Origin of the sequence: Paenibacillus sp. FSL P4-0338, from assembly GCF_038002365.1 — a bacterium.
Classification (GTDB): Bacteria; Bacillota; Bacilli; order Paenibacillales; family Paenibacillaceae; genus Paenibacillus_AQ.
The window spans coordinates 1713819-1739016 of sequence record NZ_JBBOCG010000001.1; the positions used below are offsets into that span (position 1 = coordinate 1713819).

The 25198-nt window shown below is 46.3% G+C and carries 18 protein-coding genes and 1 other annotated feature; of the genes, 16 read left to right on the plus strand and 2 right to left on the minus strand.

What is annotated here, in order from left to right; translation table 11 throughout:
* The first annotated feature begins 54 nt into the window (after positions 1–54).
* From MKZ07_RS07395 to MKZ07_RS07410, 4 genes are all read left to right on the plus strand, one after another.
* The gene (locus tag MKZ07_RS07395; RefSeq protein WP_341025395.1) at positions 55–1095 is read left to right on the plus strand and encodes a M23 family metallopeptidase; all 1041 of its coding nucleotides are present in this window, start codon (positions 55–57) and stop codon (positions 1093–1095) included.
* Between the two features lie 257 nt (positions 1096–1352).
* Positions 1353–2036, plus strand: coding sequence for an MBL fold metallo-hydrolase (locus tag MKZ07_RS07400; protein ID WP_341025397.1), 684 nt, complete (start codon positions 1353–1355; stop codon positions 2034–2036).
* A 180-nt stretch (positions 2037–2216) separates the two neighbouring features.
* The gene (locus tag MKZ07_RS07405; RefSeq protein ID WP_341025399.1) at positions 2217–3167 is read left to right on the plus strand and encodes an aldo/keto reductase; all 951 of its coding nucleotides are present in this window, start codon (positions 2217–2219) and stop codon (positions 3165–3167) included.
* A gap of 16 nt (positions 3168–3183) precedes the next feature.
* A complete protein-coding gene (locus MKZ07_RS07410; RefSeq protein WP_341025401.1) occupies positions 3184–3591 on the plus strand; it encodes a MerR family transcriptional regulator in 408 nt (135 codons plus the stop codon).
* Positions 3592–3734: 143 nt separating this feature from the next.
* Here MKZ07_RS07410 and lpdA read toward each other — a convergent pair whose 3' ends face one another.
* Positions 3735–5111 carry a dihydrolipoyl dehydrogenase gene (gene lpdA, locus MKZ07_RS07415; protein WP_341025402.1) on the minus strand — a complete coding sequence of 459 codons (1377 nt, stop codon included), beginning with the start codon at positions 5109–5111 and terminating at the stop codon, positions 3735–3737.
* A 163-nt stretch (positions 5112–5274) separates the two neighbouring features.
* Here lpdA and MKZ07_RS07420 point away from each other — a divergent pair, with 163 nt between their 5' ends.
* From MKZ07_RS07420 to MKZ07_RS07470, 11 genes are all read left to right on the plus strand, one after another.
* The gene (locus MKZ07_RS07420; RefSeq protein ID WP_076153767.1) at positions 5275–5856 is read left to right on the plus strand and encodes a TetR/AcrR family transcriptional regulator; all 582 of its coding nucleotides are present in this window, start codon (positions 5275–5277) and stop codon (positions 5854–5856) included.
* A 53-nt stretch (positions 5857–5909) separates the two neighbouring features.
* Positions 5910–6153, plus strand: a binding site (T-box leader).
* A 69-nt stretch (positions 6154–6222) separates the two neighbouring features.
* A complete protein-coding gene (locus MKZ07_RS07425; RefSeq protein WP_341025403.1) occupies positions 6223–8094 on the plus strand; it encodes an alanine--tRNA ligase in 1872 nt (623 codons plus the stop codon).
* A 251-nt stretch (positions 8095–8345) separates the two neighbouring features.
* On the plus strand, positions 8346–8801 hold the full coding sequence (locus tag MKZ07_RS07430; protein WP_036701417.1) for a GNAT family N-acetyltransferase: 456 nt from the start codon (positions 8346–8348) through the stop codon (positions 8799–8801).
* Between the two features lie 193 nt (positions 8802–8994).
* On the plus strand, positions 8995–9396 hold the full coding sequence (locus MKZ07_RS07435) for a GntR family transcriptional regulator (protein ID WP_036701419.1): 402 nt from the start codon (positions 8995–8997) through the stop codon (positions 9394–9396).
* Positions 9393–10469, plus strand: a complete 1077-nt coding sequence (locus tag MKZ07_RS07440; protein WP_341025405.1) for a DUF5808 domain-containing protein — start codon at positions 9393–9395, stop codon at positions 10467–10469. The genes MKZ07_RS07435 and MKZ07_RS07440 overlap by 4 nt, the downstream gene beginning before the upstream one ends.
* A gap of 26 nt (positions 10470–10495) precedes the next feature.
* Entirely contained in the window at positions 10496–12550 is a 2055-nt protein-coding gene (locus MKZ07_RS07445) for a serine hydrolase domain-containing protein (protein WP_341025406.1), read from the plus strand.
* 273 nt (positions 12551–12823) lie between these two features.
* Positions 12824–13672, plus strand: a complete 849-nt coding sequence (locus tag MKZ07_RS07450; protein ID WP_036701424.1) for a hypothetical protein — start codon at positions 12824–12826, stop codon at positions 13670–13672.
* A 564-nt stretch (positions 13673–14236) separates the two neighbouring features.
* The gene (locus MKZ07_RS07455) at positions 14237–15700 is read left to right on the plus strand and encodes a 4-hydroxyphenylacetate 3-hydroxylase family protein (RefSeq protein ID WP_341025410.1); all 1464 of its coding nucleotides are present in this window, start codon (positions 14237–14239) and stop codon (positions 15698–15700) included.
* Positions 15701–15799: 99 nt separating this feature from the next.
* Positions 15800–16384, plus strand: coding sequence for a TetR/AcrR family transcriptional regulator (locus tag MKZ07_RS07460; RefSeq protein ID WP_341025411.1), 585 nt, complete (start codon positions 15800–15802; stop codon positions 16382–16384).
* A gap of 169 nt (positions 16385–16553) precedes the next feature.
* Entirely contained in the window at positions 16554–18491 is a 1938-nt protein-coding gene (baiCD, locus tag MKZ07_RS07465) for a bile acid Fe-S flavoenzyme BaiCD (protein WP_341025413.1), read from the plus strand.
* Between the two features lie 121 nt (positions 18492–18612).
* Positions 18613–20859: a glycoside hydrolase family 3 C-terminal domain-containing protein gene (locus tag MKZ07_RS07470; RefSeq protein ID WP_036701430.1), complete on the plus strand. Its 2247-nt coding sequence runs from the start codon at positions 18613–18615 to the stop codon at positions 20857–20859.
* Positions 20860–20896: 37 nt separating this feature from the next.
* On the opposite strand, the gene MKZ07_RS07475 is transcribed toward MKZ07_RS07470, so the two are convergent.
* Complete coding sequence (locus tag MKZ07_RS07475) at positions 20897–22117, minus strand: helix-turn-helix domain-containing protein (protein WP_341025414.1); 1221 nt, start codon at positions 22115–22117, stop codon at positions 20897–20899.
* Positions 22118–22254: 137 nt separating this feature from the next.
* Between MKZ07_RS07475 and MKZ07_RS07480 the strand changes: the two genes are divergently transcribed.
* Positions 22255–25005, plus strand: a complete 2751-nt coding sequence (locus MKZ07_RS07480) for a glycoside hydrolase family 78 protein (protein ID WP_341025416.1) — start codon at positions 22255–22257, stop codon at positions 25003–25005.
* The last annotated feature ends 193 nt before the right edge of the window (positions 25006–25198 follow it).

The window sequence follows — 25198 nt, forward strand, 5'->3', positions numbered from 1 at the left end:
TGATTTCGTACACTGAACTAGAAAAATACCGTTCTAACAAAGGAGTGCAGGGAAATGACTAGAGTATATTCGAAAAGCTGGAAGGGGCTTGCCGCAGTGCTTGGTATGTGTATAATGTTGTCTGCCTGCGGCACCCCGGAATCAGCTGAACCACAAGAGCAATTACCGGTAACACAGACAGCCACTGCAGCACCATCAGAGGAAGCTGCAAATGTAGCCGGGGAGGACGCAATGATTACACCTGATAATTTCTTGGATACCTTAATGAATGGACCGAAGGAGGACATTTACGAGCAGATGAGTCCGGAGCTACAGAAAATCATAACGCTGGACGAATTCAAGACGACTGCCGATAGCTTTATGGAAGGCGTTACTTCATGGAACAAGGTAACGGAAGTTAAACTGAACAAGCTGGTTGATCGTTCGTGGAAGGATCAGAGTGGTACTAAGGGGATTCAGGCCTCTTTTGCTGAAGATAACCAGATTGTGGGGCTCCTTATTCAGCCGCTTGAAACACATGAAGCAACGGATAAGGCGTTGACCAAAACTGAATTCCAGTTTCCGCTGAAGGGCGAATGGTTTGTGTTCTGGGGCGGGAATGATGTGTTATCCAACTATCATTATGCTCATGAAACCCAGCGTTACGCACTCGACATTATCCGCACTCAGAATGATGCAAGCTATCAAGGAGAGGGAAAGGACAACGAGGACTATTATGCTTTTGGTGAACCGCTCTATGCAGCAGCAGATGGCAAGGTGGTTGAAGTCAAAAATGACATCCCGGATAACACGCCGGGCGTGATGAACGCTGAAGAACCGGAAGGGAATGTTGTGGTCATTGATCATGGAAACGGGGAGCACAGCATCACAGCACATCTCAAGAAAGGCAGTGTAGCCGTCAAAAAAGGGGATACCGTTAAACAGGGAGATCTCGTCGGACATCTCGGTAATTCAGGGAATTCCAGCGAAGCACACTTGCATTTTCAGGTATCGGACGGGCCAGACATCTTCACTTCCCGTTCGGTTCAGATCCGTTGGTCCGATCAGAGTCAGAAGCTGACACGGGGGAATACTTTTCAGGGACTGCCCGATTAATTGCGTCAGTTTTTGCCGTTCCAAGTAACGTGCATGTGCTTCGGCCTTAACAAGCGCAAACCGCGCGCTGTCGTGGTCAAAGTAAATAGGTGCTGCTGCGCCGAGGGATGGGTCCCATGCTTCACTGCCAGTACATTTATAAAAAATCCTGCAAAATGTGCAACATTGCTACTTCTTTCAAGAGTGAAAATAGTGTTGACTTGCGGCTTCCTATAAGGAATATAATATACCTACTTATAGGAAAGGAAGATGAAGGAATGTCCACGTCTCGGCCGAATACCGGAATTAAAGCAATAGAGCTTCAAATGGGATCTTTTATTGTATATCCGACATTGTTGTGGGATGAACGGAATCTTGTACTTGTGGATACTGGCATTCCCGGGCAATTGGATAGGATTCGAACGTTGCTTGAAAGGGAAGGCTTTGGATTAGATCAGCTGACGCATATCATCATTACGCATCAAGACAGCGATCACATTGGCAGTCTGCCGGAGCTAGTTCAGGCCAGGGGGAACGAGTTGACGGTACTCGCACATGAGGAGACTGTACCCTATTTGACGGGAGCCATTCCGCTTGTTAGAGGTAGAACTTTTGCACCGTCCGTGCACGTTCATACGGCACTTAAGGATCGAGACATTCTGCCCCTGGCCGGTGACATTCAAGTCGTTTTCACCCCAGGACACACGCCAGATCATATGTCGCTCTATCATATCCCGACGCAAACGTTAATTGCCGGCGATGCATTAAACTCAAAGGATGATAAGCTCCTGCCCTTCGACAACTATTACACGTTGGATCATTCTACTGCGCTGAAGTCGATTGCCAAGCTGCTAGAGCTGGATATTAAAAAAGTGATCACCTATCATGGTAACGAAGCTACTCATCGAATTAAGGAAAGTCTCCAGAAAATAGTAAATACAACAGGCAATACTTCACTATAATGCTTATTTACATCACACAGGCCAATGATCTTGAGGATCATTGGCCTGTTATTCTGTTCTTAGTATCGAAAGATCCGAAGTTTTGGAGTATTGACTTAGAGTGCACTTAAACTCTTATACTGGTCACGTACGATGCAAGCAAGCGAAAGTTCATTCAGTTTGTTAAAGGGAGGAAATCGTGTGAAGCATTTTTCGTTGGGAAATACAGGAATGCTGGTAAGTGCTTATTCTTTGGGCTGTCTGAACTTTGGATCGCGAACCGACAAAAAAACCTCATTCCAGTTGCTGGATCATTTTTTTGAGGCAGGTGGAAACTTTCTGGATACAGCCAATAATTATGCGATATGGAACGAAGGCTGTGTTGGCGGAGAAAGCGAGTCTTTGCTTGGCGAATGGATGAAAGAAAGAAAAAACAGACATCAGATCATTTTGGCCACCAAAGTGGGAGCGAAACCGGTAGTGCCGAAAAGCGAAAAAATGGAAGGCTTAGGCCGCCAAGCGATAGAGAAGGGAGTTGACGAAAGCTTGCTGAGGCTTGGTACAGATTATGTAGATTTATATTATGCTCATGTTGACGATAACGAAACTGCACTCGAGGAAACCTTGGAGACCTTTGATTCCTTGGTCAAAGCCGGCAAAGTAAGGGCTATAGGCTGCAGTAATTACCGGCTGTCCAGGCTCCTTGAAGCCAAGGCAATCAGTAAGTCAAAAGGATGGGCGTCCTATTGCTGCATTCAGCAGCGATATACGTATTTGCAGCCTAGAGCGGAAGCGGATTTCGGAGTGCAGGTCAGTACGGATGAGGATTTACTTGCTTACTGCAGGCAACACGATAATTTTGCGCTCCTTGCTTATTCGCCCCTCCTTGGAGGCATATACAACAGAAAGGATGCTGTCCTACCTGATACATACCGGAGAGAAGATCAGATGACCCGATTGGATACTCTAAGGAAAGTTGCTGGAGAGCTGGGAGCGACACCGAATCAGCTTATCCTTGCTTGGATGCTGCACAAGCACCCGAGAGCTCTTCCCATTGTTGCTGCGAGCGGTCTAACGCAATTAGAAGAAAATTTGGGGGCACTTAAGCTACAAATTAGCTCAGAACAGCTTGATCAATTAAACAGATATTGAAAGGAGCGGACTCGTTATGACCGGTAAAGAACTGACCATTCAGCAGGCAGCTGAAATGACGGGGTTAAGCGTACATACCCTCCGTTATTACGAAAGGATCGGTCTGATGGACCCCATCCCCCGTGCCGGGAATGGTCATCGGATATATCGGGAGCATGATTTTGAATGGATTATATTACTCGCAAAACTTAAGACTACAGGAATGCCGATCGCTCTTATGCAACAGTTCGCTGATATGATGCGACTTGGCAATGATGGCATTCCGCAGCGCAGAGAACTTCTAGAAGAGCATGAGCAGAAATTAATTGAGCAGGTTCAAACGATTCAACAGACTTTGGATATTCTGCGGGGTAAAATTGACTACTACCGTTCTTGGGAAGATGATATCACGCGAGAGGAAGCCCGTTTGAAGTCAGCTCGATGACCAGTCCAGCAGCGAGCTCTATTGATGGTGCGTGGCACGAAGCTGAAGATGCTGTACGCAGCCGGCTAAAGGTCCGGCTGCGTTTTGTTCGCCAACATACCGGGGAATGGACGCTTAGTTTCTTTTGAAATCAGTTTCGTTTGTTATAGCCTCCGTTGGGCCTGTTCTGCAGCCTCCATGACAATTTCACCTAACGTTGGATGCGGGTGGATGGTCATGGCTATATCTTCTACGGTTGCTCCCATCTCAATCGCAAGGGAAAGCTCCGATATAAGCGTAGATGCTTCAGCGCCTACAATCTGTGCACCTAATACAAGTCCAGACGCAGCATGAGCAACAATTTTGACAAATCCTTCGGTTTCCTTCAGAGCCAGCGCACGGCCGTTAATAGAGAAAATAGATTTTCCAACGATAACAGGAATGGATTTGTGTTTACAATCCGTTTCGCTAAGACCAACGCTCGTAATCTCCGGGTGAGAAAACACAACCAGCGGAAGAGCTTTGTAGTCGATGACAGAGGGTTTACCCGCAATCGCTTCTGCTGCAATTTTTGCTTCATATGAAGCTTTATGGGCCAAGGCAGGGCCTTGAACAATATCTCCAATGGCATAGATATTCGGAATGGATGTTCTGCACTGCTTGTCAATCTCGATCAAGCCTTGCGGAGTAGGGGACAAACCAATCTTTTCAAGACCCAAGGTTCCATCTGTATTCGGTTTCCTGCCAACCGTAATTAATGCATATTCAGCTTGAACAACATGGTGTTGATCCTGACGCATATATTGTAGATCAATGTGACTCGTAAATGGGTCTGCTCCTGTAACCTTAGCTTCCGTTAGGATTGTTATCCCGTCCTTCTTCAGTTGACGAACGACAGGTGCAACAAGCTCTGCTTCAAATCCGGGTAAAATCTGTTCACCCCCCTCGAGTATCGTAACTGTGGTTCCAAATCTCGCAAACATCTGCCCCAGTTCCACACCAATATAACCGCCGCCAACTACAACGAGGCTCTTAGGAATGTCGGCCAGCGATAGCGCCTCCGTGGATGAAAGAATCCGTCCGCCGAAAGGAAGAGCGCTGATTTCAATCGGACGGGAACCGGTTGCCAGGATGAGATGCTTAAAGCCTATTCGGCGCTCATTCTGTTCATTGTGATGAATTTCAACGGTATTCGCATCTATCAAGCTGGCTTCTCCTTCAATAAGAGTCACACCTGCCGATTTAAGCAAAAACCGAACCCCTCCAGACTGCTTATCCACCACAGCTTGCTTAAACAACTGAGCCTCCTGAAAAGAAGAAGCTTCGTCAACAGCATACCAGTGTCTGCGCAAATGAATACGCTCCGCTTCAGCAATCAGCGCTTTGGAAGGAATACAGCCTACATGCGTACATACCCCTCCGATCTGGTGGCGTTCCACAAGGACTGTTGTCATGCCCAGTTGTGACGAACGTAATGCAGCTACATAACCGCCAGGCCCCGATCCAATAACCAGGGTATCTACAGCTTCTAATGAGTTCATGATGGGTACCTCCAAGTTATAATATGTTAATCATAATATATTATAGTCATCATATTTTATAAGAGTCAACACTCCATTACCAATTGACATTAAATAATATGATAACTATAATATTTTAAAAGACATTCATAGATACAGACTTATACAAAGGGGAGGGAGCAGGATGCCTTATCCGAAAGGGCACAAGCTCAAGGTTCGGAACCATATCATTACCAGCGCAGCCAAAGCATTTCGCACCCACGGCGTGCGGAATATCAGTCTTCCGCATATTATGAAAGGTGCTGGACTGACGCACGGAGGATTTTACTCCCATTTTGAAAATAAAGATCAGCTTGTGATGGAGACCTGTCATTTCGCCATTAGTGACACCATTGAAATGCTGCAGAGAATTGCAGACCATAACAAAAACGAAAATCAGACGCCGATTGAGGCCGTCATTGATTTTTACTTAAGCCCCCTGCATCGGGATCAGACGGAAGCCGGTTGTATCTTACCTGCTTTATCGGGGGAGATCTCCCAGCTATCGGCAGATATCAGGCAAGCATACACACAAGAGCTGCAACGTTTCATCGCGTTTATTATAAATATGGCTGAGATCGATCCCTCTAATGGTTATGCATTGGTAAGCAGTATGGTGGGTACCGTTGCACTGGCACGGGCAGTTAGTGATGCGAAGCTCAGTGATGCTTTGTTACAGGCCAGTCGTATGCAGGCTAAGCAGATGGTAAACGCCGGCTCCAGGTAACTCATTAATTGACGAAGCAAGCGGATTGTGCTAGCATTGCTTTAACTTAAAACGAAAAGGCTATGATGAGAAATAGTAACTATTAAGGATCTCACAGAGAGAAGATGGTTGGTGCGAATCTTCATTGATCTAATAGTGAAGCAGTCTCGGAGCTGTGGACCGAACAGAGGAATCTTAGTAGGCTTCAACGGAGTTCCACCGTTATTCAGGAAACAGTATCGGAGAAATCCCGTACTGATAGAGCGCAGAGCAATCTGAAGTTAGGTGGTAACACGGACATAATCGTTCGCCCTAAGTTGACAAGAAACATGTCAGCTTAGGGCTTTTTTGTTTTAAGCATAAATAATATTGGATGGAGGTATTAGAATGACACCAGATGAGTTGAGACAATCGTATGTAGATTTTATGAAAGGAATTGGGGCTAGCCAAGTGCCTTCTGCCAGCTTGTTACCAGAAAATGATCCCTCAACGTTGTTTACAGGAAGTGGCATGCAACCTATGGTTCCCTATTTATTGGGAGAAAAGCATCCGACAGGTAATGAGATTGCTAATATTCAGAAGTGCTTAAGGACAGTGGATATTGAGGAAGTAGGGGATACGTCGCATCTGACATTTTTCGAAATGATAGGCCGGTGGGAGTTCAAAGCCAACGAACATAACTATAGACAGAAGCAAATCGACGCTATTTGGCATTGGCAGATCATTGAATTAGGAATGGATCCGGGCAGGCTGTATATCAGTGCTTTCGCAGGAAGTGATGAACTGAATATACCTAAAGATACGGAAGCCATTGAGCTCTGGTCAGCAAAATTCAGATCCGTCGGGATAGACCCTATCATTGAAGATGATCCCTGGCAATACGGGGCATCTAGAGGCGGGAAAATATTCTTATACGATGAACAAGAAAACTGGTGGAGCCGGGCCGGAAGTCCGCTCCATATGCCGGTTGGTGAACCGGGTGGGCCTGATAGTGAAATGTTCTATGATCTTGAACCGGGCGGTGATTCACTGGACCATCCTGCTTCTGAAAGCGACAGATTCCTGGAAATTGGGAACAACGTATTTATGTGTTATACCAAAGGAGACACAGGATTTGTAAAAATGAAAAATCCCAATCTGGATTATGGAGGCGGATTAGAAAGGGTTGCAACAGCTCTTAATGGTGACAAGGATATTTATAATACGGCTTTCTTCCATAACCCCAAGAACAAATTGATGGAGCTAAGCGGTAAATCCTATACGGACGACTTAAAGTCCTTTAGAATCATACTGGATCATGTGAGAGCAGCTACTTTTCTCATTAATGACGGTGCGGAGCCAGCTAATAGTGATGCAGGATATATAACAAGAAGGCTATTAAGAAGGGCAATTCGTGCAGGTAAAAAAATAGGGATACAAGGAAGCTTTGTGGGGCAGTTGTCTGAAGTTTATATAGATGAAGCTACAGCTTATGAAGATTTAATCCGCAATAAAAGGAAAGTCATCGAAATAGTAAATAAGGAAGAGAATCTTTTCTATAGAACGTTACAGCAGGGAGAATTTGAAATACAGAAACATCTGAAGAATAAGGGTAACGTTACGGGTGCAGATGCCTTTTATTTTTACGAAACCTATGGATTTCCCTTGGAGTTGACGGAAGAGTACCTAACAGAAAGTGGATATAGCATGGAAGACAAGGCGTCTTATACTGAGGCGGCAAAAAAACATGCTGAAATGAGCAGAACTGCTTCTGCGGGTAAATTTAAAGGTGGCTTAGCTGAACATTCCATAGAAACAACCGCGCTGCACACGGTATCTCATTTGTTGCTTGCTGGTTTAAGGGAAGTGCTAGGTGATCATGTCCACCAACAAGGAAGTAATATTACTTCCGAACGATTACGGTTTGACTTCAACCATGATGACAAACTTACACCCGAGCAAATAGCTGAGGTGGAGAAGTATGTGAATGAGGCGATTTCCTCCAAAGCAGTTACCTCTATTTCGGAGCTGCCTAAGCTTGAAGCGAAAGAAAGTAATGTGGAAGGGAATTTTTGGGATAAATATCCGGATATCGTTAAGGTGTATACCATCCAGGATCACGAAGGGAAGGTGTGGAGCCGGGAAGTATGCGGAGGACCTCATGTAGAAGATACCACAAACTTAGGAACGTTCCGTATTACAAAAGAACAATCTTCTGCTGCGGGAGTCAGAAGGATTAAGGGAGTAATCAACAGTCATTTCCAGAACGCGGAACAATAGCTGAGGTTGTCAAAAACAAACTACAATCAAAGCCGCTAAATGTAGCGGCTTTTTTGGTGTCCACCTAGTTTGCACGATAATGAGGATCGTCAACATTGGTATGCCAAAAGAATGCGTAGAGTGGTACTTAAATCATCCTCATTTGCAGTTATTATAATAGATTTGTCAGAAAACCTGCCATGGGTGTAATATGATATACAGTAGGATAACAGGTATAATTCATACTTAACATTAACTTAGGAGTGGTTGCAGTGAAGATTCTTGTAGATGATTTGAGCAGGGCACAAGTGATTGGATTAATTGCAGAACATCTGCAAGGAATGGCAGAGGACTCTCCGCCAGAGAGTATACATGCCCTTAATCTGGACGGGTTGAAGCAGCCGGAAATTACCTTCTGGTGCGCTTGGGAGGATGAAGAGCTTCTGGGCTGCGGGGCGATCAAGGAACTAAACAAAGAGCATGCTGAGCTCAAATCCATGCGGACCGCTAGGAAGCATTTGCGCAAAGGTGTAGCCAGAACTATTCTTGCTCATATTATTGAAGTAGCCGTAAGACGCGGATACAAACGGATCAGCCTCGAGACTGGCTCCATGGATTCATTCATCCCCGCCCGCAAGCTGTATGAAGATTTCGGCTTCACGTATTGTGAGCCGTTTGCAGATTATATCCCGGACCCGAATAGCAGATTTATGACGAAGGAACTGTAGTTTATTATATAACACTTGAAGAACAGCATTCTGCAGTTACAGAGGATGCTGTTTTTTGGCGTGTATACGCAATCCCTTCTACCCAGAAAGGGACCCATACTAGAAAATATGGAATTATCTTCATCTTTAACTTGATTAGTATTATTATATTTGTTATATATGTAATATAACATATAAAGAAGGAGGGTTATTCGTGTTCATAGAGCTTGATCTGCAATCGGAAACCCCCATCTATACACAACTGGTTGACCAAATCGTTGAAGGGATCGCCTCTGGCGAGCTGAAGCCCGGCGATTCGCTTCCGTCGATTCGGAGCCTGGCCGAGGACCTCGGGATCAATCTCCATACCGTCAATAAAGCCTACAATTTGCTCAAGCAGGAGGGCTTGCTTCAAGTGAACAGGAAGACGGGCGTTATTGTTCAGCCGGGCGGGATGCCTGGTGTGACAGAGGTGTTCGCGGAGAAGCTCCGGCGGCAGCTGCGGTCTCTTGCTGCTGCAGCTGCGGTACGGGGCATGGCGGAAGAGGTATTCGCACAAGAGAGCAGATCGGTGTACCAGGATATAATCAGGATTCGCGGAGGGGAACAACATTGACACAAGAACCGATGGTTATTATTTTCGGCAGTTATTTGATGATTACTATGATGCTCAGCTTACAGGCCTATCGCGGATTAAGGACCTTTCTGTTCGGCATTGCTCTGCCGGAAGAGGTACTGAATGACCCATCCATCCGTGCCATTCGCCGGAATTACGCTTTGCTTACCAGTGGTTTTGCGGTCGTCATCGGGTGGGCTTGCTTGTTATGGCTGCGCCATCAACCGGCCCGGGGTCTCCTGATTTTGACAACATCCATCTTGCTTTTAATGTTTGCTTCATCCTTCGCAGTTTGGCTCAGCCGGATGTCCGTGCAACGCTTGAAGACTGCCAGAGGTTGGCAGGTTGACGTGGAAACGAAGCGCACTGCAAGTCTCAAACTCAGCCGGATGCATAGTCCGGTGCTACGCACTTGGTGGTATTCGGCAAATGCTGCCGTTATGGCGCTATGCATCTTCTTTGCTATTGCAAGATGGGATACGATTCCGCAATTGTTGATTCTCGGAAATTTCCACTTCAACAAATCCGTGTGGACCGTGTTCATGCTGAACAGTGTGCAAGCGCTGAATATCACCGTGTTCGTCTGCTGCAATCTACTGATCAGCCGTGCCAGAACATCGCTGGATCCCCAGGACCGGGAAGGTTCGCTGCAAAAACAGTTGAAGCTCAAGAAAATCCATTCACTCTTAGCTTGGGGAGCCTCACTTCTAATGGTTGTATTCTATGGAGTAGCGCAAGCCATAGCGTTGTACGGCTGGAGGGGCAATCTGCTTTTTCTCTCCGGCATGGCGCTCTGCACATTGCTTTTCGTGGCACTAATCGGCGTAATACTTTACATACGGATCAAGGGTATGGATCAGCTAAGAGACGTTCCATCGTTGGAGGAAAGACACTGGAAGTGGCTCGGCCTCTTTTACGTGAATCCTGAAGATCCGGCGTTGATGATTCCTAACAATCACGGTTTCGGCTGGGCGATCAATATGGCCAATCCGCGCAGTAAGATCATAGCCGCCGCGATTATAGCTGTTCCGATAATCGAAACTATACTAGTTTTTCCTTTATTCAATAAATGAAGAATTATCGTGAAGGGAAAGTTCAAATGCTAAGAAACCGTTGGATAAATGTAGCTATGCTATTGTTGTGTCTGCTTCTGCTGTTAACCGCCTGCAACGACAAGCCACCTGTGGAACTCACCCTGAAAGCTGCACAGGAGAAAGCAACTCTCCTCACAAATACGTACGACACGAACAGCGTGCAATACGCCCTTATCGATCATGGCCGCATAACCGTATCCGGCCAAGCCGGCAAGAATGATGAGGAGGGACAGAGGCCGCTCACGAAAGACACGATGTACGGAATCGGCTCAACCAGTAAAATGTTTACCACGGTTGCCGTTATGCAACTGGTCGAGCAAGGGAATATCGGTCTCGACACACCGGTCGTCCAGTATGTCCCCGAGTTTACGATGAAGGATGAACGTTACAATCAGATTACACCGCGTATGTTGCTGAATCATTCCTCCGGTTTACAGGGTTCCTCGTATACTAACGCCTTTTTATTCAATGATAAAGATACTTACGCCTACGACACACTGCTGGAACAACTAGCCGGTGAGACCTTAAAGGCTGATCCGGGTGCTTATTCAGTGTACTGCAATGACGGCTTTTCACTTGCCCAGATTGTGGTCGAGCGCGTCAGCGGCATGGACTTCACCTCTTATATCCGTCGATATATTACGGAACCTCTAGGTATGGTTAATACGAAGACGCCGCTCGATTCTCCGGACGAAGCGAAGATGGCGGGGCTCTATTATCCTACCTATACAGGACAACTTCCTAACGAGACGGTCAACGTGATCGGAACCGGAGGCATTTATTCCACCGCGGAAGATTTGGTTCGTTTCTCACAAGTTTTCACAGGGGAAAAGGAAGAGGTCTTGTCTGGTAAATCGGCTGAGGCCGCAGCGCAAGACGAGTACAAGACGCCACTCTGGCCTGACGATGCGGACAACTCCATCGGATACGGTCTCGGCTGGGACAGCGTCGATCTCTATCCCTTCGGAGAATACGGAATGAAGGCACTGACCAAAGGCGGGGACACGGTTCTCTATCACACATCGCTCGTTGTGCTTCCCGAACAGGACATGGCGGCAGCTGTCGTCTCTTCCGGCGGAAGCAGTACATACGACCAGCTTCTGGCCAGCGAAATCCTGCTTCAGGCGCTGAAGGAGAACGGGACCCTTACGGAATTCAAGCCAGAGAAATCTTACGGTGTGCGGGTAAAGGCTGATATGCCGGAGTCCATGTTGCAATATGCGGGAATCTACGGCGCGACTGGTACAACAATGAACATCAAAATATCCACAGGCGGTGTCATGTCCATCACTTCGGAGCAGCCATCGGCTAATCCGAACCGGATGCTCAAATATTCGGCGGACGGCATGTTCCATAGTTCGGATGGAAAAGAGATGATCAGCTTTGTGACGGAGGAGAATGGACGCACTTACGAATGGATTCGACAATACGCTTCGGTGCCGGGTCTTGGGCAGGTAGCTATATCCATGTACAACGCTGAGAAGCTCAAGCCCCGAGATCTTCCGGCGCAGACCCGGGAAGTATGGATGCAGCGCGACGGCAAGAAATATTATTTACTGAATGAGAAGTATACATCGCTCGGTTATTTGATGTTCCCGCCCACCCAATTGAACCTGTCTAACCAATTGCCGGGGTACGTATTGGATAAGCGAATAACCGGCCCGAATACGGCTGTCTCCGAATTGCAAATTCCGGGATCGAACGGACGGGATCTCTCAAATCTTACGTTTTTTACACAAGACGGCGTTGAGTACTTGAATCATGGTGGATTCGTCTTAGTGAACGAGGACAACTTGAAGCCATTAAACTATGCTAAGAAGTCAACTGTTACGATTCCGCCTAGCGGATACGCCAGGTGGTATACGATAAGCGACAAAGACGAGGGCAAAATGCTTAAGGTGAGCGTATCCTCGAATGGTTCCTTCGCCGTTTATGATGACATGGGGACATGCCTCTACTTCAGTGTCATCGGCGGCAAGGATCAGACCACGCTGCCTGCGGGAGGAACGATTGTTTTCGCCGGAGATGCTGGCACGAAGTTTGAGGTTTCCACGCAATAATATCGCATAATGGAAAATGGAATATTTAAAATCCTTATCTGGGTTTCACTCCAATAAAGGGCACTTTTTAATCTTTCAAACAATCTTTAAACAGGCCTTACACTTCGCCATGCATCAGTCTGTATAATAGAACTCTCTGAAACCTGCGCAAATTGCAGGTTTTTTTCGGTTGAGAAGAGGGAATGGCAATTGAAGAGCCAACAAATTAATTGACCAAAGGATGGAAAAGACTTATTATTTCTATAAAATGGTTTGTAAGGAGTGAAATAGGAGTTGTTGGAACTTGACGGTATGGATGCTGACTCTTTAATAGCTATGCTAAAAGCTTCATTCACCTTAGACAATTTTACAGCAATGATAGATATATCTGACATGCTTATTGAAATGATCGCAGTAATACATGCTACAGCCCCCAAAGGATTTGAGGCCCAGAGGTTAAAGCGTTCTATAGTCTATTACTTTGGGTTTAGTCTTTGTGCGAAGGGCATTGCTCTTCAAAAACTTGGCGATTACAAAAGTGCTCGACAGTGTATAGAAAAGTATTCAGATTTGAGCTGGGTTCAGCTTTTTGACGAAGAGTCATTGGAAGAAATTGAATATTATAAAAATACCGCTAGAGCAAACGCCTTCGTTCTTGACTTACTTGAGGGAAAGAAGGAGGTATTGCCTGAATACGTGAAATTTTTAAAGCTGGGTGCGAGGGAAGAATTGACCGCTGGGTTGCTAAATATCTTGGACTCCGCTTTAAGATACAACTACCAGGTGGACTGGGCATTGGAAGAACTGCAGAGTGACGTTGAGAAACCTGATGATACTTCACCTGCTGTAGATGTTAGGTACTACATAGAATATATTCATCTATTATCTATTTATTGGTTTAAACGGAAGAAGTCAGCTATTGCAATAACCCTAACTCTGGAAAATATCGTATTAAGTGGTAGACTATTTGATAGAGCAGGCTTTAGAAAAGCTATTGCTTTTTATGAACTTGTTAGAGCTGAGGCCAATATTTCACAGCTACAAGAGTATCATGCAATAATGCGAAATATTCTAGAAGGGGAGTTCAATGATGAAAATTATGAAAAAGAAGCTTTTGTTATTGACAACCGTATTGCTGATTAGCTCATTAACCATTTTGACTGCCGCAAGCGCCGAGGAAATCACTGCACTTCAGACCACAAAAGTGACAACCAATAGCCACGGCATGGGCCACTGATTTGTCTGAAATGAATATTAAAGAAAGACTCTATCGTCAAGTGATAGAGTCTTTTTAATTGGGTCCCCATGCTCAACAGCCAGTAACTTTTTTAAAAAAATCATGCACGAAATGCAACAATCCCGCCCCCTACAAGCGGCCTATGCTGAAATCCTGCACGAAATGCAACAAATCCAGCGCTAACTGGCTCTCTACACCGGAATTTGTGCAAATAATGCAACATTGTACCGCAGCCAGCAACAGTCATAGAGAAATCCTGCAAAATGTGCAACAACCAATACTCTCCGCTACCCTGCGGCTGTCTGAGTATTGTCCGCTAAAGAACTTACTCAAGTCGTTGAAATAGATGAAGAAAAGTAAATGTTTGAACAAGGACAATGTACTGCTTTTAACACCACCACATATTTTACAGAAACTGTATTAGTCAATTTGGCTAAACCGTTGAATGTTCATGAATGGGGTGGTGGGCCATGGCAGTTAAGAGCGGCAAGGAATATATCGAGCGTATCGACCGCCAGCAGATCAAAATATGGTACCAGGGTAAAACCATCCAAAGGCCTTTATCCAGCCATCCCGCCTTCAACGGATTAATGAAGACCCAAGCTGAAATGTATGATATGCAGCATCAGCAGAAAACCATCGAACAAATGACCTTTCAAAGCGGGACGGATGGGGAGCGCTACGGACTTTCCTTCCTGGCCCCGAGAAGCAAGGAAGACCTGGTCCGCCGGAGGATCATGATGGAATTGTGGGCTGGGAAGCACCACGGGTTTTTAGGGAGATCACCCGATTATATGAACACGACGCTGATGTCTTTATATACCGCTGCGCATCTGTTACAAGAATACAATCCGGAATATGAAAATAATCTTAAAAAGTACTATGAGTACTGCCGCAGCCAGGACATTACCTTATCCCACGCATTCATTCAGCCGTTTGCCAGCCGGTTGTCCGAAGTGGTGGACGAGGTGGAGGATTCCATTACAGCTAAAGTTGTCGAGCGCAAGGAGAACGGAATTGTGGTAAACGGTGCTTTTATGATGGCTACGCAGGCAGCAACCTGTGATGAAATACTGGTGATCCCTTCACCTCTCCCTTCCATGATGGAACAGGATAATCCATATGCCTTTGCTTTTGCCGTTCCCAATGATCTGGAAGGGATGACCTTCATTTGCCGTGAGAGTTACTCAGGCTCATCTCAATATGATCATCCGCTGAGCAGCAGATTTGAAGAAATGGACGCCATGGTGATCTTCGATCACGTCTTCATCCCACGCAACCGTATCTTTTACTTAGGGAATCAAGAGATTGGAGAGCGGCTGTTCAGCGAAGGGAATTTTCACAGCCATGCCGGCCATCAGGTGCTTACACGCTACATTGCCAAGACGGAATTTCTGCTCGGCCTGATCTCTAAATTGTCAGATGAACAGAATATCGCTCTCGAAGCGGTAACGATGGAGCGGATATCCCGGATTTTGACCATGCTTGAGAATTTAAAAGCTCTTCGCCTGGCTTCCGAAATGATGGCAGAACCGGATGCCAAGGGTTATTATGTGCCGGCCCACAAGCCGCTGATTGCGGCTACGATGCAGTATTCCTCTTTTTATCAGGAGATGCTGGGTATGCTCCAGGACATCAGCTCCAGTAATCTGGTGATGCTTCCTTCCGAGACAGACCTGGGATCTGATGCCGGCGGCTTTATCCGTCTCTATCTTAAAGGACAGGATTCATCAGCCTGTGACCGGATTTCGCTCTTCCGGCTAAGCTGGGAACTGGCTATCGGCCCCTTCGGCGGCAGGCAAAGACAGTTTGAGCGCTTTTTCTTCGGAAACACCCGCGCGCTTACTTCCCGGATGTATAACGTGTACAGTCTTGATAAATACAAGACGATGATTGATGAATTTCTGCAGCGTGGAGAAACCCAGGTCTTTTAAAGACTCTGGGTTTCTTTTGTATTTCAACGACAAGCCGTAATTGCTGCCAGATAGCCGTGAAAGTATAATGGCTAAGAGAGAAGTAATGGAGGGGATCATATGAGAGAGCTGAAAAATATTGAAGAACGTATCCTGGACCGCGCGCTGTATCTGATGGGGAAGAACAAAAGCTGTAATATCGCGATCCGCACCATTGCCAAAGAAGCGGATGTTAATGTGAGTGCCATCAATTATTATTTCCGAAGTAAAGACGAAATGCTCAACCTGGTTAAGGAATTCTATATTCAAAATATCCTTACGGTATTGTCAATCTTACGAGATGAAGCCTGCAGTCCAAAAGAGAAGCTGCTGCTGGCAGCAAACGAGATTATGGAATATTCGCTGCGTTTTCCCGGTAACCGGGTAATCTACACCCATTCCTTAGAGTGTTCAGATGATGATAAAACTTCAAGACGCGTTATTGATCTGTCAGAGGAGATTGGCAGCCTGCTCAAAGCGTGTTTACGTAAGCTAATACCAGAAGATGATGATAACTTCAGGTTCAAGCATTTGATTTTCACTTCATCTATTAATTATCCTACGGAATACGAAGGGATTACGGAAACAGATGGATTATTCCTGACTGACAGAGAAGCGCGTATAGAATACCTTAACCTGTTGATTGATTCGTTATTTTCCGATTAACAGATCGTATGAACAACGCCGCAGAAAATTCAAACATTTTGTTTTAAACATATTGTCATAACTCATTCGCTCAGGTATATTTGAGGTGTCAGTAATCAGGTCGAACTGATCATGTGAAATATATAACAAAGTTTCGCGCCTTGAAAAAGAATGTGAAGGAGAATGTATTATGGCTTATCCTGCTTTGTTCAGTCCTATTCAAATCAGAGGGTTAGAGTTGAAGAACCGTATTATCTTTCCGGCCATGGGCACCAAAATGCCTAGTGAGGAACGCTTTGTTACCCAGCAGCTTATCGATTACCATGTAGCCAGAGCAGAAGGAGGCTGCGGTTTAAATTTCACTGAGGTATGTTCGGTATATGGGCCAGCTGCGCCTAAGAAGTTCCTGGCCATCTCTGATGATAAATATATCCCTGGTCTACAGCAGCTTACAGAGGCCATCCATGATGCAGGCGGCAAGGCAGGAATTCAGTTATGGCTGGGTGGATTGGCCGTTGCTAGTGATAGTGAGCAAATAATCATTATTCCAAGTCCCGTGCCTGTGCCTGGTACAGAATACACCATACCGGGAGCAGATATTGAGACTTTACAGGCTGCGGCTAAGTCCTTCGGAGAAGGGGCACGGCGGGCAGTCGAAGCCGGCTTCGACGCCATTGAATTTCATGCAGGCCATAACTATACTCCGCATTCTTTCCTGAGCCCCTTCTTTAACCGGAGAACCGATGAATACGGGGGAAGCCTGGAGAACAGAGCCAGATTCCTGATTGAATGTATTACTTCGATTCGCGGTAACATTCCGGCAGATATGCCGTTGTTTATGCGTATTGATGCTCACGATGATTATCTGGAGGGCGGACTGAGTATAGAGGATGTTATCGCATTCTGTAAAATGGCACAAGCTGCCGGCGTGGATGCGCTTGACGTCTCCAGAGGTAATTTCTCTTCTGCGGCAATCAAATATGAGGTTCCTCCTATCGACCTGCCAAGAGGGTTCAATGTCGATAATGCAGCCAGAATCCGCCGGGAAACAGGGATGCTGACTGTTGCGGTAGGACGTATTAATGCCCCTGATCAGGCAGAGGACATCCTTGCGGCTGGCAAAGCAGATATGGTGGTGATCGGACGCGCCCAGCTTGCTGACCCTGAATTCTGCCTGAAGGCAGAGTCCGGCAACAGCAACGATATTGTAGAGTGTGTCGCTTGCAATCAGGGCTGTTATGACGGATTTGTCTCAAGTGAAGTGCCATTCATTACATGCTTAAGGAACCCGGCTTTGGGCAGAGAAGCGGAATACAAGCTGATGATAACAGATCATCCCAAGAAGGTTGTAGTTGCCGGTGGCGGAATCGCCGGTTTGGAAGCGGCCATGGTGCTGAAACGCAGAGGGCATCAGCCGATTGTATGCGAGGCGGCAGGAGCGCTGGGCGGCCAGTTTGCCCTGGCTGGGGAAGCGCCAAGAAAAGAAGAGATGAAAGCAGCCGCTATATCCCGGGGAGAACAGGTAATCAGAGAGGGCATTGAGGTCCGACTGAATAGTCCGGTTACGGAGTCGCTCCTGGAAGAACTTGAGCCGGACGAAGTGATTGTGGCCGTAGGCGCAGCCCCCATGGAGCTGAGAATTCCCGGAAGCCAGTTGACCAAGGTTACGAATTCGCATGATGTACTGTCTGGAGAAGCCATGATTTCCGGAGAAGTCGTTATTGTCGGCGGGGGACTCGTTGGTCTTGAGGTTGCTGAATACCTGCATGGTAGGGCTTCCAAGATCACTGTAGTCGAGATACTGGATAAAGTAGCTAAAGACTTGGGTGAACTACGCTCGATCTGTGTCATGGAAAGCCTGCATGAATCAGGGGTCCAGCTTATGACCAACACCAAGTGCCTTGAAATTACTGAGGATGGAGTCGTCATTGAAAACAATGGTGAAGTATCTGCGTACCCGTGTGATTCCGTAGTTGTCGCCATCGGGGCAAAGTCACGGAACTATGAGGGGCTCCAGCATTTTTGCAATGAACATGATATCCCTGTTCATGTGATCGGTGATGCCTTGCGTGCCCGCAGAGCCTTAAACGCTGTCAGCGAAGCGCATGAAGTGGCGAGAATGATCTAAGCAATAACACCACACTATGCTTCCAAAAAAGATACCAAATTACCATATTATTTGGTGAAATTGCCTTATTCTAATAAAGTAAGCGATCTCATTAGATTTGATTATCATTGGAGGAGAGCACGTGGAGCGTAATATCAAAGAAATTATTAGCCAAATGACCTTGGAAGAAAAAGCAGCAATCTGCTCTGGACAAGATTTCTGGAATACCATACCCATCGAGCGTCTTGGAATACCTTCAATTATGATGACAGACGGCCCCCATGGACTTCGGAAGCAAGAAGGGGAGGCAGATCACCTTGGCGTGAACCAAAGTGTTCCTGCCACCTGCTATCCCACCGGAAGCGGTCTTGCCTCCTCTTGGAATACCGGGCTCGCAGAGCAAATGGGCTCCATGATTGGACTGGAAGCGTCAGCTGCGGATGTATCGATTGTTCTTGGACCAGGAGTGAACATCAAGCGCTCCCCATTATGCGGCCGGAACTTTGAATATTTATCAGAGGACCCGTATTTATCAGGAACACTGGCAGCGAGTTATATACAAGGTGTACAGAGCCAGGGCGTCGGCACCTCCATTAAGCATTTTGCCGTAAACAATCAGGAATATAAAAGAATGTCAGTCGACGCCCAGGTGGACGAACGAACCTTGCGGGAAATCTATCTTGCCAGCTTTGAATATGCCATTAAACAAGGACAGCCCTGGACGGTCATGGCTGCGTACAACAAAGTGAACGGGGAGTATTGTTCAGAGAACACCCGTCTATTAACAGACATCCTCCGCGAAGAATGGGGCTTTGAGGGTGCAGTGATCTCGGACTGGGGAGCCGTCAACGAGCGGGACCTGGGCGTTGCTGCCGGTATGGATCTTGAAATGCCATCCAGTAACGGAGTCGGCAGCAAGAAGATTATTGAAGCTGTCCAATCCGGCAGACTGAGTGAAGCTGTGCTTGATCAGACTGTAGACAGAATTTTAACACTTGTCTTCAAAGCTGTCGAAAGCCGGAAAGAGAATATTACCGTTGATCCTGAGGTTCAACATCTTAAAGCCCGTGAAATTGCCGGAGAATGTATGGTTCTGCTCAAGAACGAAGAGGCTATCCTTCCTATCGGAATTAAGGATTCAGTTGCGGTAATCGGTGCTTTTGCCCGGAAGGCGCGTTATCAGGGCGGGGGCAGCTCCCACATTCTTCCTACTAAGCTCGATACGATATATGAAGAAATGGTTAAGATTGCCGGAGCGGATGACCGTATAAGGTATGCGGCCGGCTATCCGCTGGATACCGATACGATCGACGAAGAACTGATTCAGGAGGCGGTTGAAGCTGCAAGACAGTCGCAAGTTGCCGTTATTGTTGCCGGTCTGCCTGAACGTTATGAATCGGAAGGGTTTGACCGAAAGCATCTTCAGTTGCCGGATAACCATCGGAGGATGATTGAAGCCGTCGCTGCGGAACAAGCCAATGTTGTAGTTGTACTCAGCAACGGAGGACCGCTTGAAATGCCTTGGCTGGATAACGTTAAAGCTGTGCTGGAGGCGTATTTAGGCGGACAGGCTTCCGGGGGAGCCGTAGCTGATCTGCTCTATGGGCTTGTCAATCCGAGCGGCAAACTCGCTGAGACCTTCCCTAAAAAGCTAATTCACAACCCGTCCTACTTAAACTTCCCGGGGGATGGGGAGACAGCGGAATACAGAGAAGGCATATTCGTGGGCTACCGCCACTACGACACTAGAGAAGTTGAACCGCTATTTCCCTTCGGTTTCGGCTTAAGCTATACGCAATATGAGTATACAGATCTTAAGCTCAGTCATCATACGATTCAGGACACAGACCGTTTGTCCGTTACAGCTAAAATCAGGAACATAGGACGTATGGCTGGAAAAGAGGTCGTTCAGTTATATGTAAGTGATATTGAATCAACACTCCCCCGCCCAAGCAAGGAGTTAAAAGGCTATGCCAAGGTTGCGCTTCAACCAGGAGAAGAGACAACCGTTCAATTTGAGCTGGATAAACGATCCTTTGCGTATTACGATGCCAAGCGTCAAGATTGGATTGTTGAGACGGGGGAATTCGAAATTCTCATCGGCAGCTCTTCCAGAAATATCGAACTAAAAGACACGGTAGTGGTGGAATCAAGTACTGTTCTGCTCCAAACCATCACAAGGCATTCTACCTTTGCGGACCTGCTTCAGCATCCCCGTGGCGCTGCTATTATGGAAGCAATGGGACAACATGATGTTAAGGATAGTGGTTTGGGAGAAGGAATGGACGAATTAATTCTGAACACTTCGTTGCATAACGCGGCCATGATGAGTAATGGGCTGTTCACTGAAGAGACACTTCAGAGCATTCTTGCCGCTGTGAATAGCTAATTCGAGTATAAGTCCAATAAGCCCGGTAGAACCAGGCTTATTGGCTTAAATGTTGTGTTTGCTGATACTGTTTCGGGGTTAGCCCTGTATGCTTTTTGAAAACCTTAGTAAAGTAGCTCTGATCAGAAAAGCTCAGGAGTGACCCGATTTCGGACAGAGGTGTATTCGAGAACAGAATCATATTTTTGGCTTCTTCAATTTTAATCTGCTGGATATACTCATTAACCGGTACACCCGTCTCCTTTTTAAATATAACCGACAAATAATTCGGGCTGATGCCGGCGTGACCGGCAATGGATTCATGGGTGATCCTGGAGAATCGCTGGTCATAAATATAATTTTTGCATGTGGTAACGGTTTTAGAATACCGGGCTTCCTTAACCTGAGCTACTTTTTCGGTCAACTCAAAAAATGCAACTAAACATAACTGATCAATTTCTTTTTCCGTCCGCAATTCCTCCAGGCGTTGAATGTACAGATCGCTTACCGAAAAGGAAATTTCTGAATGAAGCCCTCCCTCTATCGCCGCTCTGGCAGCTAGAGCAATGCCTATAATGCCTAGATTTTTTTTGGAGCGGATGTGGCTTGATTTGGACAGTATCCCCGTATTCTCCTTGCCAAGCTGCGAGAATCGCTTAAGCGCTTCCGTTTGGCCTTCTCTTATGATCGTTAACAATTTCTTTTCATAAAGGGGATTATGATGAGGGGCCAGCTCGTCGTTTGGTGCAAAGCGGATGGCACCCGGCATCTTGGTTTCTTCAACCTGCAGCTCCAGTTGATCTTGTATCTGATCGGCTGCAATGAACTTGCCGCTGAACATCTGATAGATCAGAACGGCAATGTTCACCAGCTTCCCGTAGGTGATGACAGGAAGAGACTGATAATAATGAAACACCTGCTCCCGGTTGGCGAAGAGATTCGTATCGTTGATTAGCCCGTTTATTTTGTGGTCGAATAGCGTGAAGGGCAGAGAGGGGCCGACAATAATGGTTCCTTCAAAGCTCTGGTTACTGACCACACTCATGGATATGTAATTTTCAAAAAAGAGCGTTTTTCTAATGACAGGGATCTCTTTACAAATCGCAGGCTCTAATTCCAAAACATTAAAGAATAATTGTTTATCGTTTCCATATAGAGGATTTAACATCCGATCATCCAAGCATTCAACAAGAACGTCACCGGCAGGACCAATAAAAAACACGGACAGCTCAAATAGCCCGGATATGAGCTTGCAATGGCTTGCAACGCTTTGTTCCATAAAAACCTCCTATGACTGCCTCATAGTATTAAGCTTCTAAAATTACAATCATAATACCATAATATTCACTGCTATTTCATTACAATAAGAGTAGTAGGTATCATAAAATTTCTGGAATTATCGAAAGGCGGATACAGATGGAGTTAAACAATCTTCGCATTGAATACATGGACAATCCCCTTGGCTTGGATACACCAAGCCCGCGCTTCTCATGGCATTTGGTTTCTTCAGCGCAAGGAGTCATGCAGACTGCCTATCAGATCACTGTAACCAAGGATACTGAGGAGGTTTGGAATTCAGGTAAGGTGGAGGCGGACACTTCAATTCTGGTAGAGTATGCTGGCCTCCCGCTTCAGGCCTCTAGTTTTTATCAGATTCATGTCACTGCATGGGACAATCAAGGCAATCAAGCCAGTATTGCAGGACATTTCGAAACAGGTCTTCTGAAGGGAAGTAACTTTACAGCAGATTGGATTACGCATACCTTCCCGGATGATGAAACTGCACCTCCCGTTTTCCAAAAGATCTTCACTGCAGAAAAGGATATACAGTCAGCCCGTCTCTATGCATCCTCATTAGGAGTTTATGAAATTTCTATTAATGGAAATCGGGTAGGGGATCATTATTTTGCTCCTGGCTGGACGAATTACAAGGAGCGGCTGCAATATCAGACCTATAGCTTAGACGGACTCTTGGAGCAGCAAAATAAAATAGAGATCACAGTTGGAAATGGCTGGTATAAAGGGATCTTTGGCTTCACCTGTACTCCGAATCATTACGGGGACAGAGTGGCCGCTATCGCCGAACTGCACATCGTCTATACAGACGGATCGAAAGAAGTAATTGTGACAGATGAGAGCTGGAAGGTGACGAAGGGACCGATCCGCTCCAGCGAAATCTACATGGGAGAGACCTATGACTCCTGTTATGTAGACGATACTCAATATGAAGTGGTCCCATTCTCCTATAATAACGAGCGTCTTGTCGCCCAGGAAAGTGAACCGGTCAGGATTACCAAAAGGCTGCCCGCAGTGAAGCTCTTTACGACACCCAAAGGAGAGCAGGTTATTGATTTCGGACAGATTCTGACCGGATTCGTAGAGCTGCAGATTACCGGGCGTGAGGGCCAGGTCATTACTATCCGGCATGCCGAGGTACTTGATAAAGAAGGGAACCTGTACCCTGAGACCTTGCGGCAAGCAATCTCTATTGACCGTTTTATTTGTAATGGGAAAGAGCAAGTCTTCCGGCCGCATTTTACTTTTCATGGGTTCCGTTACATTGCGGTCGAAGGCTTAGAGGTCATTCAACCGGAGCTGTTCACCGCCTGCGTACTGCATTCACATCTGGAGGAAACAGGCAGTCTGACCACCTCGAGTGAAATGGTTAACCAATTATTCAGTAATATTCAATGGAGCCAGCGCGGTAATTTCCTTGACATTCCTACGGACTGCCCGCAAAGAGATGAACGTCTTGGCTGGACAGGCGATGCTCAGGTGTTTGCCGGAACGGCTGCCTTTAATATGAATGTAGCCTCCTTCTTCACGAAATGGCTGCGTGATCTTGCTTCTGAGCAGACTGAAGAATATGGCGTTCCGCATGTAATCCCAAATATCCTGGGGAATCAGGAAGGAGCTGCTGCATGGGGCGATGCTGCGGTTATTGTTCCTTGGACCGTGTATCAGATGTATGGCGACCTTAGGCTGCTGGAGCAACAGTACGACAGCATGAAGGGCTGGGTTGATTACATCTCTGGACGCTGCGGGATTAATGGGCTGTGGCAGACAGGATTTCAATACGGAGACTGGCTCGGACTTGATAAGGAAGAGATCAGTAATGAGCGGACCGGGGCTACGGATGTGTATCTGGTGGCTAACGCTTATTATGCCTATTCCACAGAGCTGCTGACCAAGACTGCCAGCGTGTTAAACAGATCTGAGGATGCCACCAAATACGAAACGCTTCATAGCCAAATCAAATCAGCGTTCCAGGAAGAGTATATTTCCGCAACCGGCAGATTAGTCAGTGAGACTCAAACGGCTTGCGTATTAGCTCTTCATTTCAATCTGGTGGAGGACAAGCACCGGGAGAGAGTCCGCAAGACCCTGGAGTCTAGCATAGCCCAGCATAAGAATCACCTTACGACCGGTTTTGTGGGCACTCCATATCTGTGTCATGTATTATCTGAGAATCAAATGCATGAGCTTGCGGGCACCTTGTTCCTGAAAGAAGATTTTCCGTCCTGGCTCTACGCAGTTAAGAAGGGAGCTACAACCATCTGGGAACGGTGGAACTCCATTCTCCCGAATGGAGATTTCGATACATCAGGCATGAACTCCTTAAATCATTATGCGTATGGTTCTATTGGGGAATGGATGTACAGGAAGCTGGCTGGTATTAATCAGATCGAACCCGGGTTTAAAAAGATCCTGATACACCCTCAGTTCATAAAAGGAATAAGTGCAGTAGAAGGTATTTATCATTCAATATATGGAGAAATCAAGAGCTCATGGTCTTGCCGGAATGGGGGAATTATCGTCAATGTGACGATCCCTGCCAATACTGCTGCGGTCATTATATTGCCTGAGCAGGAAGACCCGATTGAAGTCGGTTCTGGAGATTACTGTTTTAGATATCCTACACAGACCAATCTGGACATAGAGCGGTTTACTTTGGACTCCACGCTTAAGGAAGTCATCGAAGAGCCGATAGCTCTTCTGATGATTGAAGAACACGCACCCGGTATGCTGGATCATCCGATGATTAAATATGCATATGATTTCTCTATAAGCGAATTGTTGACCAATACCCCTGAGGAAACAGCAATGTTGTTTAAACTGGTTTTGAAAACATTAAATGAACCGAAAAAGCAGGGGGCTATGCGTTGAAACAAGAGGGCGTTGCAGGATAACTGCAATGCCCTTTTTATTTTAATGTAACCTAGAAACTGCAGGGATGAAAGCGCTTAAAATAAATGTTGAGATAGCAATCATATTTCCAAAAAAACAATTACGATACCATATCTATTTATAACAGAGGATTAAAATAAGGAATAGAAAGCGTTATCATTATAAGGCAAAC